The organism is Mycobacterium sp. WMMD1722 (assembly GCF_049315205.1).
In the GTDB taxonomy this organism is placed as follows: domain Bacteria; phylum Actinomycetota; class Actinomycetes; order Mycobacteriales; family Mycobacteriaceae; genus Mycobacterium.
Genome location: NZ_CP186056.1, coordinates 4,349,098 through 4,364,413, shown reverse-complemented (window position 1 = coordinate 4,364,413; position 15,316 = coordinate 4,349,098). Strand labels below are relative to the sequence as shown.

The following is a 15,316-nucleotide window of genomic DNA, read 5'->3' as shown; positions in this document are numbered from 1 at the left end:
CCAGCGGGCGAGGATTGATCAACTGCAACAACTGCATTCGTGTTGGTCGTCGGAACATGGCCCGCCGACGACGGGCGGGCAGCACACATCACCCCGCCACGCGGTCACACCTTCGCGGGCAGCGATCACCGCGATCGCCAACGCCGCGATCGGGTCGGCCCAGGACCAGCCGAGCAAACCGTTGAGGATCAACCCGACGAGCAATACAGCGGACAGATACGTGCACAGCAGCGTCTGCTTGGAATCCGCCACCGCGCTCAGTGAGCCCAGCTCGCGCCCCGCGCGCCGTTGCGCCCAGGACAACGCCGGCATGATCGCGAGACTGGCCGCAGCCAGGGCGATCCCGATAGTCGAATGGCGGGCGTCGTCACCCAGACCGGCCAACGATCGGATCGCATCGACGCCGACGTAGAGACTCAGCGCGAAGAACGAGAATGCGATGAACCGCAATGCCAACTTCTCCCGACGCTGCGGGTCGCGACCGGCGAACTGCCAGGCGACCGCCGCGGCGGAGGACACCTCGATGACCGAGTCCAGGCCGAAACCGATCAGTGCGGCCGAAGACACTCGAGCGCCCTCGCTGATCGCGATGACCGCCTCGATCACGTTGTAAATGATGGTGGCCGCCACGAACCAGCGGATTCGCCGATGCAACACCTGCCGACGGTCGGCACCCAGAGCGGGACGACCGACACCGCGGGGACCGCGCTCGAACCCCATCAGCAGCAGCCGGATTCGCCGGCGTCGGCGCAGCAGTTCGGATCGACTGCCACCACCAAACCCAGCAGGTCTCCCAGGGCATGGGCGATCCGCGGGTCGGTCAGTTCATACCGTGTGCGTCGACCCTCCGGCACGGCCACGACGAGGCCGCATCCGCGCAGACAGGCAAGGTGATTCGACAGGATCTGGCGCGACACGCCGATCGTCTCGGCGAGCTCAGAGGGGTAGGACGCGCCGTTGCGCAAGGTGAGCAACACTTGCGTACGCGTCGAGTCCGACAGCGCGTAGCCGAATCTGGTCAGTGCGTTACGGGCCAGCGCGGTCTCCATACCCGAATAGTACATCGACATCTGAATTCAGATTGTTATGTACTTACTTCGAACTGATGACCGCCCTTTCCCGGGCACCGTGGGGTCAGCGCTGACGCGCCTCCGTTCGATCAACACTGTCCCCACCAACCGGCTCATCGATCGTGTCGCCGGCCGACAGCGCCCGGCGCAGCACCGCCAACACCTGGCGGTCAGCCGCCGAGTAGTAGACGAACGTGCCTTGACGACGGCCTTTCACCAGACCGGCAAGACGCATTTTGGCCAGATGCTGGCTCACCACTGCGGGAGCCACCTCCGCCAATTCGGCCAAGCAGGCCACCGAGCTTTCCCCTTGCAGGAGCGCCCACAGAATCTTGACCCGGGTCGGGTCACTGAGCATCCGAAACGACTCGACGGCAGCACTGACCTGCTCGTCAGTCGGCATCTCGAAGCCGGGAATCGACGTGTGCACGACTATGAGCCTATCCGCCTGCACAGCATTGATGCTGCTGACGCAGCCGCGCAGACACGGACCCAGAGCGCAGTTATGCCATTTGCGAATATGCATGTGCATGCAGGTATGGTGGGGCGGTGGGTTGCGAGACGCTGCACTCTGTTGCTGATACGCACACCGTCACCCCCGCACCAAACAAGATCAGCGCGTGGTTGCTGCCGGAGGTGCGGTGGGCGCTGGTTGCGACTGCTCTGTTCGCGGCCGGGGCGATCGCGCAGCTGGCCGGCGCTCCACCGTGGGCGTTCTGGTTCCTGTACCTGTCCTGCTACGTCACCGGGGGTCTGGAACCCGCCGTGGCGGGTATCAAAGCGCTACGGGACAGGACGCTCGACGTTGATCTTCTGATGGTCGTCGCAGCCGTCGGCGCGGCGGCGATCGGACAGGTTTTCGACGGCGCGCTGCTCATCGTCATCTTCGCCACCTCCGGGGCGCTGGAGGCGGCGGCCACCAAGCGCACTGAAGACTCGGTGCGGGGGTTGCTCGACCTGGCTCCGGAAACCGCCACTCGCTTCGATGCCGCCGGGGCCGAAGAGATCGTCAGCGCGGCGGATCTCGACGTCGGCGACGTGCTGGTGGTTCGCCCCGGTGAGCGCATCGGCGGTGACGGGGTGGTGCTGTCCGGCGGCAGCGAGGTGGACCAGGCCAGCATCACCGGAGAACCGCTGCCGGTTGACAAAGGTGCTGGTGACGAGGTGTTTGCCGGCACCGTCAACGGCACCGGCACCATGCAAATTCGCGTGAGCAAACCCGCGGCTGACACCGTGGTCGCCCGCATTGCAGCCACAGTCTACGAAGCCAGCGCCAGCAAGGCCCAGACCCAACTGTTCATCGAAAAGGTCGAACAGCGCTATTCCGTCGGCATGGTCACCGTCACCGTCGCGTTGTTCGCCGTCCCGCTCCTACTGGGTGAGGACCTGCAAGCATCGCTGCTGCGGGCGATGACGTTCATGATCGTTGCCTCGCCGTGCGCCTTGGTGCTTTCCACCATGCCGCCCCTGCTGGCAGCGATCGCCAACGCCGGCCGACACGGCGTTCTGGTCAAATCGGCAGTCGCTCTTGAAAAGCTTTCCACCGCAACACATGTCGCCTTCGACAAGACGGGCACCCTGACCGAGGGCGCACCCCGACTGGCCTGCGTCCGGCCCGCACCCCAATCACGGCTCAGCGTCGCCGACCTACTGACCCTCGCCGCCAGCGCCGAAGACCCGTCCGAACATCCGCTGGCCCGGGCCGTCGTCGCCGCCGCTCACGAGGCAAACCTCACGCGGATGCCGGCAACCGACTTCACGGCCGAACCAGGTCAGGGTATCCGCGCCCGCGTCGGCGGGAACGTCATCGAGGTCGGTAGCCCCACCTGGCTGGTCGGCGACGATCAGAACGCCCGCCAGATCGTGGCCGACCTCGAACACCGCGGCCAGACCGCGGTGGTGGTACTTCGCAACGGCTCATGTGCTGGGGTGCTCGGAATCCAGGACCGGACGCGGGCAGCAGCCGCTCCCGTGATCGGGCAGCTGACCGCACTGACCGGCGCCCGACCGATACTGCTCACCGGCGACAACCGAGCCGCGGCCCACCGCCTCGCTGACGACCTCGGCATCAGCGACGTCCGGTCAGAGCTGCTCCCCGACGACAAGATGGCGGCGGTCGACGCTCTGCAGGCGGGCGGAGCCAAGGTCATCCTCGTCGGCGATGGCATCAATGACGCCCCCGCCATGGCAGCGGCCCACGTCGCGGTTGCCATGGGGCGCACCGGCTCAGATCTGACCTTGCAGACCTCCGACGCCGTCATCACCCGGGACGACCTCGCCACGGTGCCGGCGCTCCTGGCCCTCGCCCGGCGCGCCCGTCGCATCGTTGCCGCCAACCTGACCATCGCCGCGACGTTCATCATCGTGCTGGTCACCTGGGACGTGGTCGGACATCTCCCCCTGCCGCTGGGCGTCGCCGGCCACGAGGGCTCGACCATCCTCGTGGGTCTGAACGGTCTGCGACTCCTTCACAGCCGCGAGTGGCGCGTGCGCACGCCGCACTGAGGCCGGGCGCCGGAGCATGGCGTAGCCATGGTCATTTGTCGAGATCAATCCGGTCTCCCGAGGCTCCGACGAGTAGGGCATCGTGCGTCGCAGCGACGACCGTCGTTCCCGCCGCGGCCATGCGTTGCAGATGATCGACGACGAGAGCCGACGACGCAGCATCGAGTCCGGTGGTGGGTTCGTCGAGCAGAAGCAACGTAGCCTCCTGCGCAAAAGCCTGCGCAAGAAGGACCTTTTGACGCTGGCCACCGGAGAGTTCACCGAGCGTTCGGCCCTGCAGTTGAGTCAGGCCGAGCTCGCCCAGCCAGCACTCCACCACGGCGCGATCCTCGGCCTTCGGCCGCCTCATCAGGCCGAGCCGGCGCCATCGGCCCATCATCACAGCTTCGGCCACCGTGATCGGGAAGTTGTCGGTCACCTCGCTTCGTTGCACCGCGAAGGCGATGTTGTCGGCAAGGACGTCGACGTGGCCACGATCCGCACGGGTCACCCCGGCGAGCAAGCTGAGCAGCGTGGACTTTCCGGTGCCGTTGCCGCCCACCACCGCCGTGAGGGTTCCCGACCGCACATGCAGCGTCAGGTTTCGGAACACCCGATTGTGCCGGTAGCCGAAGTCCACGCCGGACACCCTGATCGAAGCGGTGCCTGACGACGGCTTATTGATAATGGGTTTCATTACTGATACTAGTGTACGGCATGACCCCTTGGTTGCTGGCACCGTTCGACGCGGACGTCGTCTCGCGAGCCCTGATCGCCGGCATCATCGCCGCATGCCTTTGCTCACTGGTGGGTTGTTGGGTTCTGCTACGCCGCAACGTCTTTCTCGGCGAAGCGATGACGCACGGGATGCTGCCCGGCGTGGCCGTTGCGGCGCTGCTCGGTGTCAGTCTGATGGCCGGCGGACTGGTCGCGGCACTCGTCATGGCCGTCGGGGTCGCAGCAATCGGCAGATCGTCGAAACTGTCCTCGGATACCAGTATCGGATTACTCCTCGTCGGCATGCTCGCCCTCGGCGTGATCATCGTGTCGCGCTCGCAGAGCTTCGCCGTCGACCTCACCGGCTTCCTCTTCGGAGATGTGTTCGCGGTGCGCACCTCCGATCTAGCCGTCCTCACCGGTGCGTTGCTGCTGACCCTGATCGCGACAGTCGTGGGTCACCGCGCGTTCGTTGCCGTCACCTTCGACCCGCGTAAGGCCGCCACCCTCGGCCTGCGCCCGCAGCTGGCCATCCCGGCGCTCACTGTGCTGATGGCCGTCGCCATGGTCGCGTCCTTCCACGTCGTCGGCACGCTGCTCGTGCTGGGTTTGCTGGTCGCGCCCCCCGCGGCGGCGCTCATGTGGGCCAGGTCGATTCCCAAGATCATGATGCTGTCGGCCGCGATCGGCTCCGTGTCGGTCTATCTGGGACTGCTCATCTCCTGGCACGCCGGCACAGCGGGCGGCGCCACGATCGCTGCCGTGGCCGTGGGTCTGTTCTTCGTGTCGACAGCCGCGTCACTGACGAGGAACAACTGGAAGCGGGTGTCGATGACGGCCGCGACGGCTGTGGTCGCGGCGGGGTGCGCGCAGGGCGGCGCACCTCCACAGCCGGCGGCACCGGCGACTTCATCTGCCTCCACCGGCGACGGGGTGGCCATCGAAGACGGCGCACGCGAGGTGCAAGGTGCGCTGACCAAACTCATCCTGGTCGACCCGGCTACCGGTGACACCTCGGTCTACGACGCGGCCGATGAGGCGGAGACGCGACTGGCGAGCTACGGCCCGGTCGGAGCGCTCGTCGGCGACGGCCGGTTCGGTTATCTGCGAACCGGCGAGCGCACCACCGTCGTCGATGCCGGCGCGTGGACGTTCGACCACGGCGATCACTACCACTATTTCGCCACCAACCCTGCCGAGGTGGCCACCCTGGATATGCCGGTTGCCTCCGTGGCATCCAGCAACACCGTGGTTGCGCTGCAGGCGGAGTCAGGTGCCGTGGGATTGTTCGACCGGGAGAAGCTGGGCACCCATACCGTGGAGGCTCCGGCGGGTTTGATCGTCCCACCGGAGACCGCGGCGGCAGTTCCTTACGGCACCAGGCTGGTCACCGTGACCGCTGCGGGGCGCATGCAGGTTGCGGGAGATAGCGGCACTGCCGATCTGGCCGGTCAGTGCCCCAACCCGTCGTGGGCGCTTCCCACGCGCAAGGCGGTCGTGTTCGGCTGCGACTCCGGCGCGGTTCGGGTGACCGGCGGGGACAACGACCTCACGGTGACCGCCATGCCATATCCCCCCGACGCGCCGCCGGACCGCCCGCGGCGGATGGATCACCGCGACCGTGCCGACGTCTTCGCCGGTGTGTCCGCAGGCGCGGTCTGGGTTCTCGACAGCAGACAACGCGCGTGGACCATCATTCCGGTCCCCGACGCGGTGGCCACCAATACCGCCGGTGACGGTACGGTGCTCGTCCTGCACCGCGACGGCACCCTGGGCGCATTCGACGTGAACACCCGCACCGAGACTGCGCGTGTGCCCCTGATCGAGGGCGGCGTTACCGCCGACGGGCCCCAACCTGTCATCGACCTCGATTCCGACCGCGCATACGTCAACAATGCGGCGGCCCGCGAGGTATACGAGATCGACTACGCCGACGGATTGCGCATCGCGCGCACGTTGCGGACCGAGGTCGCCCCCGGACTCATGGTGGAGGCCGGTAGGTGAGGCTTTGGACGTCTCTCGTCGGCGCGCTCGCCCTGATCGTTTCCCTGACCGCCGCCTGCCAAAGCAGTGCGGGACCGGGCGGTCAAGCGATCGTGGTCACCACGAACATCCTGGGTGACGTCGTGCGCAACGTGGCGGGTGACGCAGCCGAAGTCCGGGTGCTGATGCAACCGAACGCAGACCCGCACTCATTTGGGATATCCGCCCAGGACGCCGCCGCGATGAACAGCGCCGGCCTGGTCGTCTACAACGGGCTCGGACTCGAGGAGAACGTCATCCGCAACGTCGAAACCGTTGCCGAGCAGGGTGTCCCGACACTGGCCGTCGGAGACCACATCGATCCGATCAAGTACGCGAAGGGCGACAGCGCCGGTATGCCCGACCCGCACTTCTGGACCGACCCGGAGCGAATGATCGCTGCGGTCGACGTCATCGAAAAGGCGGTCATCGAAAACGTGAACGGCGTCGATCGTGACGCCGTCACACGCAATGCCAAGAGCTACCGCGCACAGCTCCGTGATCTCGACACATCGATGGTCGACGGGCTCAATACGATCCCCGTCGACCGTCGCAAGCTGGTGACGAATCACCATGTGCTCGGTTACTTCGCGCAGCGGTTCGGTTTCGCCGTGATCGGTGCGTTGGTCCCCAGCGGCACGACGTTGGCTTCACCGAGTGCCGCTGATCTCCAATCTCTCGTCGGCGCCATCGAATCAGCCAGGGTTCCGGCCGTTTTCATCGATTCTTCCCAACCGGACCGGCTGGCCCGCGTCCTGGCTGAACAGTCCGGTATCACAGTCGAAATCGTTTCGCTCTACAGCGAATCACTCAGTCCACCTGGCACTCCGGGTGACACCTACCTCGCAATGATGCGCGCCAACACCGACGCCATCGTCAACGGTCTGCGCTAGCCGCAGCCGGATCTACAGCTGAAAGGAACGACATGTCACCCGCACCATGGCTGTCCCGTATCGGAGCACTGACCTTCGCCACCGCGGCGCTTGCGAGCTGCTCATCAGGAACGGGGGATACCCCGAGCAGCGGGTCGGCCGCCAGCTCGGCGACGTCACCGGCACCGAACACGCCCATCCCCGAACCCCTGGCCGTCACCTACGACGGTGGTTTGCTGATCCTCGACGGCGAGAGCCTCCAAGTCGCACAGGACATTCCGCTCGACGGTTTCCTGCGGGTGAATCCCGCCGGCGACGAAGGACACGTGCTCGTCACCACTGACGAGGGCTTCCGCATCCTGGATGCTGCCGGCGGTCAGCTGACCGACAACACCTTCCCGGCCGCGAAGCCTGGGCACGTTGTGCCGCACGGCGAGAACACCGTGCTGTTCGCGGACGGAAGTGGCGAGATCACCGCGTTCGATCCCCATGCGCTCGAAGAGGGCGGCATGCCTCAAACGCAGAATTTCAAGACCCCGGAGGCGCACCACGGCGTCGCGGTGATCCTCAGTGACGGAACCCTGGTGCACAGCCTGGGCAATCCGGAAGACCGCACCGGGGCAGTCGCGCTGCAAGGTGGCCGCGAGATCGCCCGCAGCGAGGATTGCCCCGGCCTGCACGGCGAATCCGTCGCCGCCGATGAGGTCGTGATCTTCGGTTGCGAGAACGGTGCCCTGGAGTTCGCGAACGGCAAGTTCACCAAAATCCCCAGCCCGACTCCCTTCGGCAGCATCGGCACCACAGTGGGTCATGACGACTCCCCGGTGACGCTGGCCGACATGTTCGTCGACCCGGATGCCGAGTTCGAGCGCCCTGAACGTTTCGCTCTCATCAACACGGCGAGCGACCAGATGCAGATCGTCCAACTGCCCAAGGGAGTGAGCTACTCGTTCCGGTCACTGGGCCGCGGACCCCAGGCCGAGGCGCTGGTACTCGGGACTGACGGCAAGCTCTACGTGTTCGACCCGGTGACCGGCGCTCAGGTCAAGGCCATCGATGTGACCAGCCCCTGGACCGAACCCGAGGACTGGCAGCAGGCGCGGCCGTCGGTCTTCACCCGTGAGGGCGCCGTATACGTCTCCGACCCGGCTACCAAGCAGGTCCACCTGATCGACGTGGCAACCGGCACGGTGACCGAATCGGTGACGCTGCCGCAGACCCCCAACGAGCTGAGCGGAGCCGTCGGCCACCACCACTGAGCGGACGGGGCCGCCCCGGTCAGTGTGAGTGACTCTGAGTGACCCCCCAGGCCGGAAGCGGATCGGCGAAAGCGAGCCACGACTGCTGTCCAGCCGACATCTCGGTGTCGGTGAGAAGCGCGTGGGTGAGCAGGCGCTGCACTTTCTCGCGATCGAGTTTGACTCCGATGAAGACGATTTCCTGCCCCGGTGCAAGCTCGGTGTTCGACCAGTATTGCGCGGGTTCGATCACGAGGTTTGGACCCGCCTGGGACCAGATCGCCGCGATGGTCGGACGGCTGGCGATCCAGCAGAATCCTTTACTGCGCACGATTCTGGTCATCGCGGCGAGCGATTCGGCCAGCCGCTGGGGATGGAACGGCCGGTCGGAGCGGAAGGTCATCGAGCTGATGCCGTACTCCTCGGTCTCCGGGGTGTGCCCATCGGCGATCTCCTCGTCCCACCCGGGCGCACTGGCGGCGGCGACCGGGTCGAACAAGCCGGTGTCCAATACCTCGCCGATACCGACCACCCCGTGGTCGGTGCGGATCAACTTGGCAGTGGGGTTGAGACGCCGGACCAACGTCTCGACAGTTCCCAGCGTGGCGGCGCTGACGAGGTCGGTCTTGTTCAACAGGATGACGTCGGCGAACTCCACCTGATCCACCAAGAGGTCGGCAATACTGCGCGCGTCACCCTCACCAGCGCTCATGTCCCGGTCCGCCAGAGCTTCGCCCTTGGCAACCTCGGCGAGGAACGTCGAACAGTCCACCACTGTCACCAGGGTGTCCAGGCGCGCAAGCTGACCGAGGCTGGAACCGTCCTCGAACTCCCAGCTGAAGGTGGCCGCCACCGGCATCGGCTCGGAGATTCCCGTCGACTCGATCACCAACTGGTCGAAACGCCGTTGTTTGGCCAGCGCCCCGACCGCCTCGATGAGGTCTTCCCGAAGGGTGCAGCAGATACACCCGTTGGTCAGCTCGACGAGCTTCTCCTGAGTCCGGTCGAGGTGCCCCTGCCCGGCCACGAGCGCAGCATCGATGTTCACCTCGCTCATGTCGTTGACGATCACCGCGACGCGGCGGCCCTCCCGGTTGGCCAGGATGTGGTTGAGCAGAGTGGTCTTACCGGCGCCGAGAAATCCGGACAGCACGGTGACGGGAAGTTGCGGAGGCGCGGCGTTTTGCGACATCAATTAACGATAATGATTTCCATTAAAACGGGCAAACCAACACGCCTACAGTGAACCCATGCGGCTCAAGCCCGGCCGGCCCGATCTGCGCGCATATCTCGCTCGCTTCGACACGCCCCCGGCCACACCGGATTCCCCGGTCAGCGTGACCTGGGCTGGTGTCACCACCCTGCTGATCGACGACGGGACATCGGCGATCCTCACCGACGGCTTCTTCAGCCGGCCGGATCTGCTCAGCGTCGCCGTGCGCAAAGTCGCGCCCGATCCGTCCCGTATCGCGAACTGCCTGAACCGGCTGGGCGTCGAGCGACTCGACGCGGTGCTGCCGGTGCACACCCATTTCGACCATGCCCTCGATTCGGCCCTGGTGGCCGACCGTACGGGCGCTTCGCTGGTCGGCGGCGGCTCCGCTGCCCAGGTCGGGTATGGCCACGGACTGGCCGCCGACCGCGTGTGGACGGTGACCTCCGGCCAGGCGATCACCGTCGGCTCCTACCGCGTCACGATGGTCGAGTCCGGCCATTGCCCACCCGACCGCTACCCCGGCCGCATCGACGCACCCGTCGTCCCGCCGGTGCGGGCGTCGGCCTATCGCTGCGGGGAGGCCTGGTCCATGCTGGTGCAGCACGCACCGAGCGGACGCAGCATCCTGATCGTCGGAAGTGCGGGATACCGCCCCGGCGCACTGACCGGCCGGCAGGCCGACGTGGTGTATCTCGGCGTCGGCCAGTTGGGCCTGCAACCGGAGCGCTACATCGTCGAGTACTGGGACCAGACTGTCCGAGCCGTCGGCGCCCGCCGCGTGGTGCTGATCCACTGGGACGACTTCTTCCGGCCGCTGGACAGACCGCTGCGAGCCCTGCCGTATGCGGGCGACGACCTCGACGTCTCGATGCGAACCCTCACCGCACTGGCGGCCGAAGACCAAGTGCCACTCCATCTTCCGGACCTGTGGCAGCGCTCCGATCCGTGGCGCTGAGCATCACCGCAGCCGATGGTAGGACGGCGGCAACGCCAGCCCGATCTCGGCCATCACCGTCCGCAGGCGGGTCGGATAATCGGTGATGATGCCGTCGACGCCCAGCGCGATCAGCGAGCGCATCGCCTCTTCGTCGTTGACGGTCCACGGGATCACCTTCAGGGCTCGCGCGTGGGCCCGGTCCACGAACGCGCGATCGGACACCAATTCGTAGTCGGGTGAGAGGATGTTCGCCCCGACGGACAGCGCGCCGTCCATCGGATCGGCCACGACGGCGGGGTCCACGCCGGCGAGCCAGGGCGAGCCGGGCACCCACGTGGTGTCGTCCCACAGCGCCACCAGCGGCACCTCGGGCGCCGCCTGCCGCACCAGCGGCAGCGTGCGCCAGTCGAAGCTCTGGATCTCGACCCGGTCCAGCACACCGGCCGCCCGCACCGCCGCCAGGATGACATCGACGAACTCGCCCGGCGCCGCCGATTGCTCGGGCTCGTCCGCTTCGACCTTGGTCTCGATGTTGTACCGGATACCGGCGGCGCCGTAGGAGTCCGCCAACGCGAACACCTCGGGCAGCACTGCGATCCGGTTGCCCGCGACCACCTCGGCATCGGGATAGTCGGTGAGCCGCACCCCACAGTCCAGCGTCCGGATCTGGTCGAGCGTCAGATCCACCACGAGCTTGCCGACGTAGGGGAACTGCGGGTCCGCCGGGAAAGCGGGCGCCGTGTCGGCGCACTTGGTCGCCTCGATGCGGGGATCGTGCCAGACCAGCGGCTGCCGGTCCCTGGTCAGCACCACGTCGAACTCCAGGGTGCTGACGCCCAGCTCGAGCGCCTTCGAGAAGGCGCGCAGCGACTCCTCGGTCGTCTCGCCGCGACCGCCGCGGTGGGCCTGCAGATCGAAGGCCGCCGGCTGCGCGGTCGCCGCGGGCGGCGGCACCGCCGCAGCCATGACGACACCGAAGGCGAGAAGATTGAGCAGACGCCGCATGACGGTGACGGTAACCAGCGGGCGGGGCGATGACACAGCGATGCCCGCGCCCACGCCGATTCGTCACCCGATGTTCGGTTCCCGTCCAGAGCCGGGGCTCACAGGCGGTCCACAGCCGATGTGAAGTAAACGTGACGTGATCGGATCGGCCGATTCACATCGACGACACGGATGGCACACATGCTGGCCACCATGTCCTATGTAGATCCGCGTCAGTTCGTGACCAAAATGGTCGACTCCGGCGAGGCGAAGGCGTTCATGTCGACCAGGGACACGGTGCTCCGGGCGTACATGGCCGGTGCGATCCTGGCCCTGGCCGCCGCGTTCGCCGTCACCATCACCGTGCAGACCGGAAACGCCCTCCTCGGGGCCGTCCTGTTCCCCGTCGGGTTCTGCCTGCTCTACCTGATGGGATTCGACCTGCTCACCGGCGTATTCACGCTGGTGCCGCTCGCGCTGCTGGACAAACGCCGCGGCGTGACCGTCGGCTCGATGCTGCGCAACTGGGGGCTGGTGTTCGTCGGCAACTTCCTGGGCGCGCTCACCGTCGCCGTGATGATCGCCATCACCCTCACTTACGGGTTCACCGTGGACCCCAACGAGGTCGGTCAGCGGCTCGGGGAGATCGGGTCCAGCCGCACGGTCGGCTACGCCGAGCACGGTGCCGCCGGCATGCTCACCCTGTTCATCCGCGGAGTGCTCTGCAACTGGATGGTGTCCACCGGCGTCGTCGCGGCCATGATGTCGACCTCGGTCTCCGGCAAGGTCATCACCATGTGGATGCCGATCATGCTGTTTTTCTACATGGGCTTCGAACACTCGGTGGTCAACATGTTCCTGTTTCCGTCGGGCCTGATGCTCGGCGGCGACTTCTCCATCGGCGACTACCTGGTCTGGAACGAAATCCCCACCGTGATCGGCAATCTCGTCGGCGGGCTGACCTTCGTCGGGCTCACGCTGTACGCCACGCACGCCCGCACCGCCGGCGAATGGAACCGCCCGTCGGAGCCCGCGGACTTCCGGCTGCCCGCCGAGGCCAACGCGTGACCCGCGAGGAGGTCACCGCCGAGATCCTCGCTGCCAGGTCGGCAAAGGGGCTGACCTGGCAGCGACTCGCCGACGCGATCGACCGACCCACGGCATGGACGGTGGCGGCGCTGCTGGGTCAGCACCCGATACCCGCGGAAGCCGCGGAGATCCTGGTGGATCTGCTGGGCCTCGACCGGGCAGCCATACCAGTGCTGGCCACCGTGCCGATGCGCGGCGGCCTGCCCACCGCGGTCCCCACCGATCCGACGATCTACCGCTTCTACGAGGTGCTCCAGGTCTACGGCGGCGCCATCAAGGAACTCATCCACGAGGAGTTCGGCGACGGCATCATGAGCGCCATCAACTTCAGCCTGGATGTGACGCGCAAACCGCATCCCGACGGCGACCGCGTGGTGGTGACCCTCGACGGCAAGTTCCTGCCCTACGCCTGGACCGCCGCCGAGGGCTGACGACCCGTACCAGCCCTCTCGGCTAGCCTTTCCCACCGGCGCATCGGCCGGTGGAGAAAGGACCCGCGGTGATCCTCGCGCTCGTCCTGCTCGCCGTCGTTCTGGCGTTCGCCCTGGTGCGTCCCCGCGGCCTGCCCGAGGCGGTTGCGGCCGTGCCCGCGGCCGGCCTGCTCCTACTCACCGGCGCCACCACCTTCGACGACGCCACAACCGAAATGCGGGAGTTGTTTCCGGTGGTCGCCTTCCTGGCGGCGGTGCTGGTGCTGGCCCGACTCTGTGACGACGAGGGGCTGTTCCACGCGGCCGGTGTGGTGATGGCCCGATGGGGATCCGGCGACCCGCGCCGCCTGCTTAGTGTCGTGTTCGGCATCGCGGCCGGCGTCACGGCAGTGCTCAGCCTCGACGCCACCGTGGTACTGCTCACGCCGGTCGTGCTCGCCACCGCCCGCACGCTGCGTATCCCGGCCGCACCACACGCCTATGCGACCGCGCATCTGGCCAACAGCGCCTCACTGCTGCTGCCGGTGTCCAACCTGACCAACCTGTTGGCGTTCGCCGCGGCCGGGCTGTCCTTTCTGCATTTCGCCGCGCTGATGACGCTGCCCTGGCTGACCGCGCTGCTGTGCGAGTACCTGCTGCTGCGCCTGCTCTTCCGGCGCGACCTGGCCGTCGCGCCGCGGCGAGAGGAGCCGTTGCCGACCGCGGAGCTACCGGTCTTCGTCCTGGTCGTGCTCGGACTCACCCTGGCCGGATTCGCGGTGACATCGCTGGTCGGGCTGTCCCCGGCCTGGGCGGCGCTGGCCGGGGCCGTCGTGCTGGGAGCGCGAAGTCTGGCCCAGCGCCGCAGCACGGTGCGCGGCATCGTCGCTTCGGCCAATCTTCCGTTCTGCGCCTTCGTGCTGTGCCTGGGCATCGTGGTCGACGCCGTGGTGCGCCGGGGTCTCGGTGATGTGCTGGGCGGGCTGCTGCCCACCGGCGACTCGCTGCCGGCCCTGCTGGGCGTCGCCGCCGCGGCGGCGCTGCTGTCCAACGTCGTCAACAACCTGCCCGCGGTGCTGGTCCTGCTGCCCCTGGTCGCCGGCGCCGGACCGGCGGTGGTGCTGGCCGTCCTGATCGGCGTGAACGTCGGACCCAATCTGACCTATCTGGGTTCGCTGGCAAACCTGTTGTGGCGCAATGTGGTTCGCGGAGCCGAAGTGCCCACCGGCATCATTCGATTCAGCCTGATCGGGCTGGCGACCGTCCCGCTGACCCTGGTGGCATGTGTGGTCGCGCTGTGGGCGGGGGTCCGGTTGATCGGCGGATAGCCGCTACTGGCGGCGTTGGCGGGCGATCTCGGCGAGCACGACACCGGCGGCGACCGATGCGTTGAGCGACTCCGTCGGTCCGGCCATGGGTATCGAGACGATCGCATCGCAGTTCTCGCGCACCAGCCGCGACAGACCCTTGCCCTCCGACCCGACCACCACCACCGTGGGTCCGGTCGCGTCCAGATCGTCGAGGGTGGCGTCCCCGCCGGCGTCCAGGCCGACCACCTGAACACCGCTGTCCGCCAGGCTTTTCAACGTCCGGTTCAGATTCGTCGCCCGCGCCACCGGCAGCCGCGCCGCCGCGCCGGCACTGGTCCGCCAGGCCACCGCCGTCACCGACGCCGACCGCCGCTGGGGGATCACCACCCCGTGGCCGCCGAACGCCGCGACCGAACGCACGATGGCGCCGAGGTTGCGCGGATCGGAGATGTTGTCCAGGGCGACCAGCAGGGCGGGGGCGCCGTCGGCCTTCGCCGCGGCCAGCAGATCGTCGGGGTGGGCGTAGTCGTACGGCGGCACCTGCAGCGCGAGCCCCTGGTGCAGCGCGTTGGCGCTCATCCGGTCCAGGTCGGTTCGCGGCACCTCGAGGATCGGGACGCCGGCGTCTGCGGCGATGTGCACCGATTCGGTGACGCGCTCGTCGGCCTCGGTGCCGAGTGCCACATACAGCGCGGTCGCCGGCACCCGTGCCCGCAGACATTCGACCACCGGGTTGCGGCCCAGCACCAGCTCGGTCTCGTCGGTCTTGCGGACCGGGCGGCGCTGCTGCTGCTTGGCCGCGCGGGCAGCCTTCTTGGCGGCCGGATGGTGGGGACGCTGATGCGCCGGCGGGGTGGCGCCACGGCCTTCGAGCCCCCGGCGACGCACACCACCCGAACCGACCGTCGGCCCCTTCTTAGTGCCCTCTTTGCGTACCGCCCCGCGGCGCTTGGAATTACCGGCCACC

Annotated in this window: 15 protein-coding genes; 8 read left to right on the top strand and 7 right to left on the bottom strand. The window is 67.4% G+C overall.

The window, feature by feature from the left end:
- Positions 1-18: 18 nt before the first annotated feature.
- The 3 genes from ACN27E_RS20930 to ACN27E_RS20920 all read right to left on the bottom strand — a co-directional run bounded on the left by ACN27E_RS20930 (position 19) and on the right by ACN27E_RS20920 (position 1,500).
- Positions 19-720: a cation transporter gene (locus ACN27E_RS20930; RefSeq protein WP_422744374.1), complete on the bottom strand. Its 702-nt coding sequence runs from the start codon at positions 718-720 to the stop codon at positions 19-21.
- A complete protein-coding gene (locus tag ACN27E_RS20925; protein WP_422744372.1) occupies positions 720-1,049 on the bottom strand; it encodes an ArsR/SmtB family transcription factor in 330 nt (109 codons plus the stop codon). The genes ACN27E_RS20930 and ACN27E_RS20925 overlap by 1 nt, the downstream gene beginning before the upstream one ends.
- 85 nt (positions 1,050-1,134) lie before the next feature.
- Positions 1,135-1,500, bottom strand: a complete 366-nt coding sequence (locus ACN27E_RS20920) for an ArsR/SmtB family transcription factor (protein WP_422744370.1) — start codon at positions 1,498-1,500, stop codon at positions 1,135-1,137.
- A 182-nt stretch (positions 1,501-1,682) separates the two neighbouring features.
- Between ACN27E_RS20920 and ACN27E_RS20915 the strand changes: the two genes are divergently transcribed.
- Positions 1,683-3,575, top strand: a complete 1,893-nt coding sequence (locus ACN27E_RS20915) for a heavy metal translocating P-type ATPase (RefSeq protein WP_422750019.1) — start codon at positions 1,683-1,685, stop codon at positions 3,573-3,575.
- 31 nt (positions 3,576-3,606) lie between these two features.
- Here the strand turns inward: ACN27E_RS20915 and aztA are convergent, their stop codons facing one another.
- A complete protein-coding gene (gene aztA, locus ACN27E_RS20910) occupies positions 3,607-4,251 on the bottom strand; it encodes a zinc ABC transporter ATP-binding protein AztA (protein WP_422744368.1) in 645 nt (214 codons plus the stop codon).
- Positions 4,252-4,271: 20 nt separating this feature from the next.
- On the opposite strand from aztA, the gene aztB reads away from it, so the two are divergent.
- From aztB to aztD, 3 genes are read left to right on the top strand one after another with little or no spacing between them, the layout of a single operon-like run.
- The gene (gene aztB / locus ACN27E_RS20905) at positions 4,272-6,275 is read left to right on the top strand and encodes a zinc ABC transporter permease AztB (RefSeq protein WP_422744366.1); all 2,004 of its coding nucleotides are present in this window, start codon (positions 4,272-4,274) and stop codon (positions 6,273-6,275) included.
- Positions 6,272-7,186 carry a zinc ABC transporter substrate-binding protein AztC gene (gene aztC / locus ACN27E_RS20900; protein WP_422744363.1) on the top strand — a complete coding sequence of 305 codons (915 nt, stop codon included), beginning with the start codon at positions 6,272-6,274 and terminating at the stop codon, positions 7,184-7,186. The genes aztB and aztC overlap by 4 nt, the downstream gene beginning before the upstream one ends.
- Positions 7,187-7,218: 32 nt before the next feature.
- Positions 7,219-8,424: a zinc metallochaperone AztD gene (aztD, locus tag ACN27E_RS20895; protein WP_422744361.1), complete on the top strand. Its 1,206-nt coding sequence runs from the start codon at positions 7,219-7,221 to the stop codon at positions 8,422-8,424.
- A 19-nt stretch (positions 8,425-8,443) separates the two neighbouring features.
- Here the strand turns inward: aztD and ACN27E_RS20890 are convergent, their stop codons facing one another.
- Entirely contained in the window at positions 8,444-9,595 is a 1,152-nt protein-coding gene (locus tag ACN27E_RS20890; RefSeq protein ID WP_422744359.1) for a GTP-binding protein, read from the bottom strand.
- Positions 9,596-9,653: 58 nt separating this feature from the next.
- Here ACN27E_RS20890 and ACN27E_RS20885 point away from each other — a divergent pair, with 58 nt between their 5' ends.
- A complete protein-coding gene (locus ACN27E_RS20885; protein WP_422744354.1) occupies positions 9,654-10,574 on the top strand; it encodes an MBL fold metallo-hydrolase in 921 nt (306 codons plus the stop codon).
- A gap of 3 nt (positions 10,575-10,577) precedes the next feature.
- Here ACN27E_RS20885 and ACN27E_RS20880 read toward each other — a convergent pair whose 3' ends face one another.
- The gene (locus tag ACN27E_RS20880; RefSeq protein ID WP_422750017.1) at positions 10,578-11,522 is read right to left on the bottom strand and encodes a glycerophosphodiester phosphodiesterase; all 945 of its coding nucleotides are present in this window, start codon (positions 11,520-11,522) and stop codon (positions 10,578-10,580) included.
- A gap of 231 nt (positions 11,523-11,753) precedes the next feature.
- On the opposite strand from ACN27E_RS20880, the gene ACN27E_RS20875 reads away from it, so the two are divergent.
- From ACN27E_RS20875 to ACN27E_RS20865, 3 genes are all read left to right on the top strand, one after another.
- Positions 11,754-12,608: a formate/nitrite transporter family protein gene (locus ACN27E_RS20875; protein ID WP_422744352.1), complete on the top strand. Its 855-nt coding sequence runs from the start codon at positions 11,754-11,756 to the stop codon at positions 12,606-12,608.
- Positions 12,605-13,060, top strand: coding sequence for a cyanase (gene cynS, locus ACN27E_RS20870; protein ID WP_422744350.1), 456 nt, complete (start codon positions 12,605-12,607; stop codon positions 13,058-13,060). The genes ACN27E_RS20875 and cynS overlap by 4 nt, the downstream gene beginning before the upstream one ends.
- A gap of 68 nt (positions 13,061-13,128) precedes the next feature.
- A complete protein-coding gene (locus ACN27E_RS20865; protein WP_422744348.1) occupies positions 13,129-14,367 on the top strand; it encodes an SLC13 family permease in 1,239 nt (412 codons plus the stop codon).
- Between the two features lie 3 nt (positions 14,368-14,370).
- Here ACN27E_RS20865 and rlmB read toward each other — a convergent pair whose 3' ends face one another.
- Entirely contained in the window at positions 14,371-15,315 is a 945-nt protein-coding gene (gene rlmB, locus ACN27E_RS20860; protein WP_422744346.1) for a 23S rRNA (guanosine(2251)-2'-O)-methyltransferase RlmB, read from the bottom strand.
- Position 15,316: the final 1 nt, after the last annotated feature.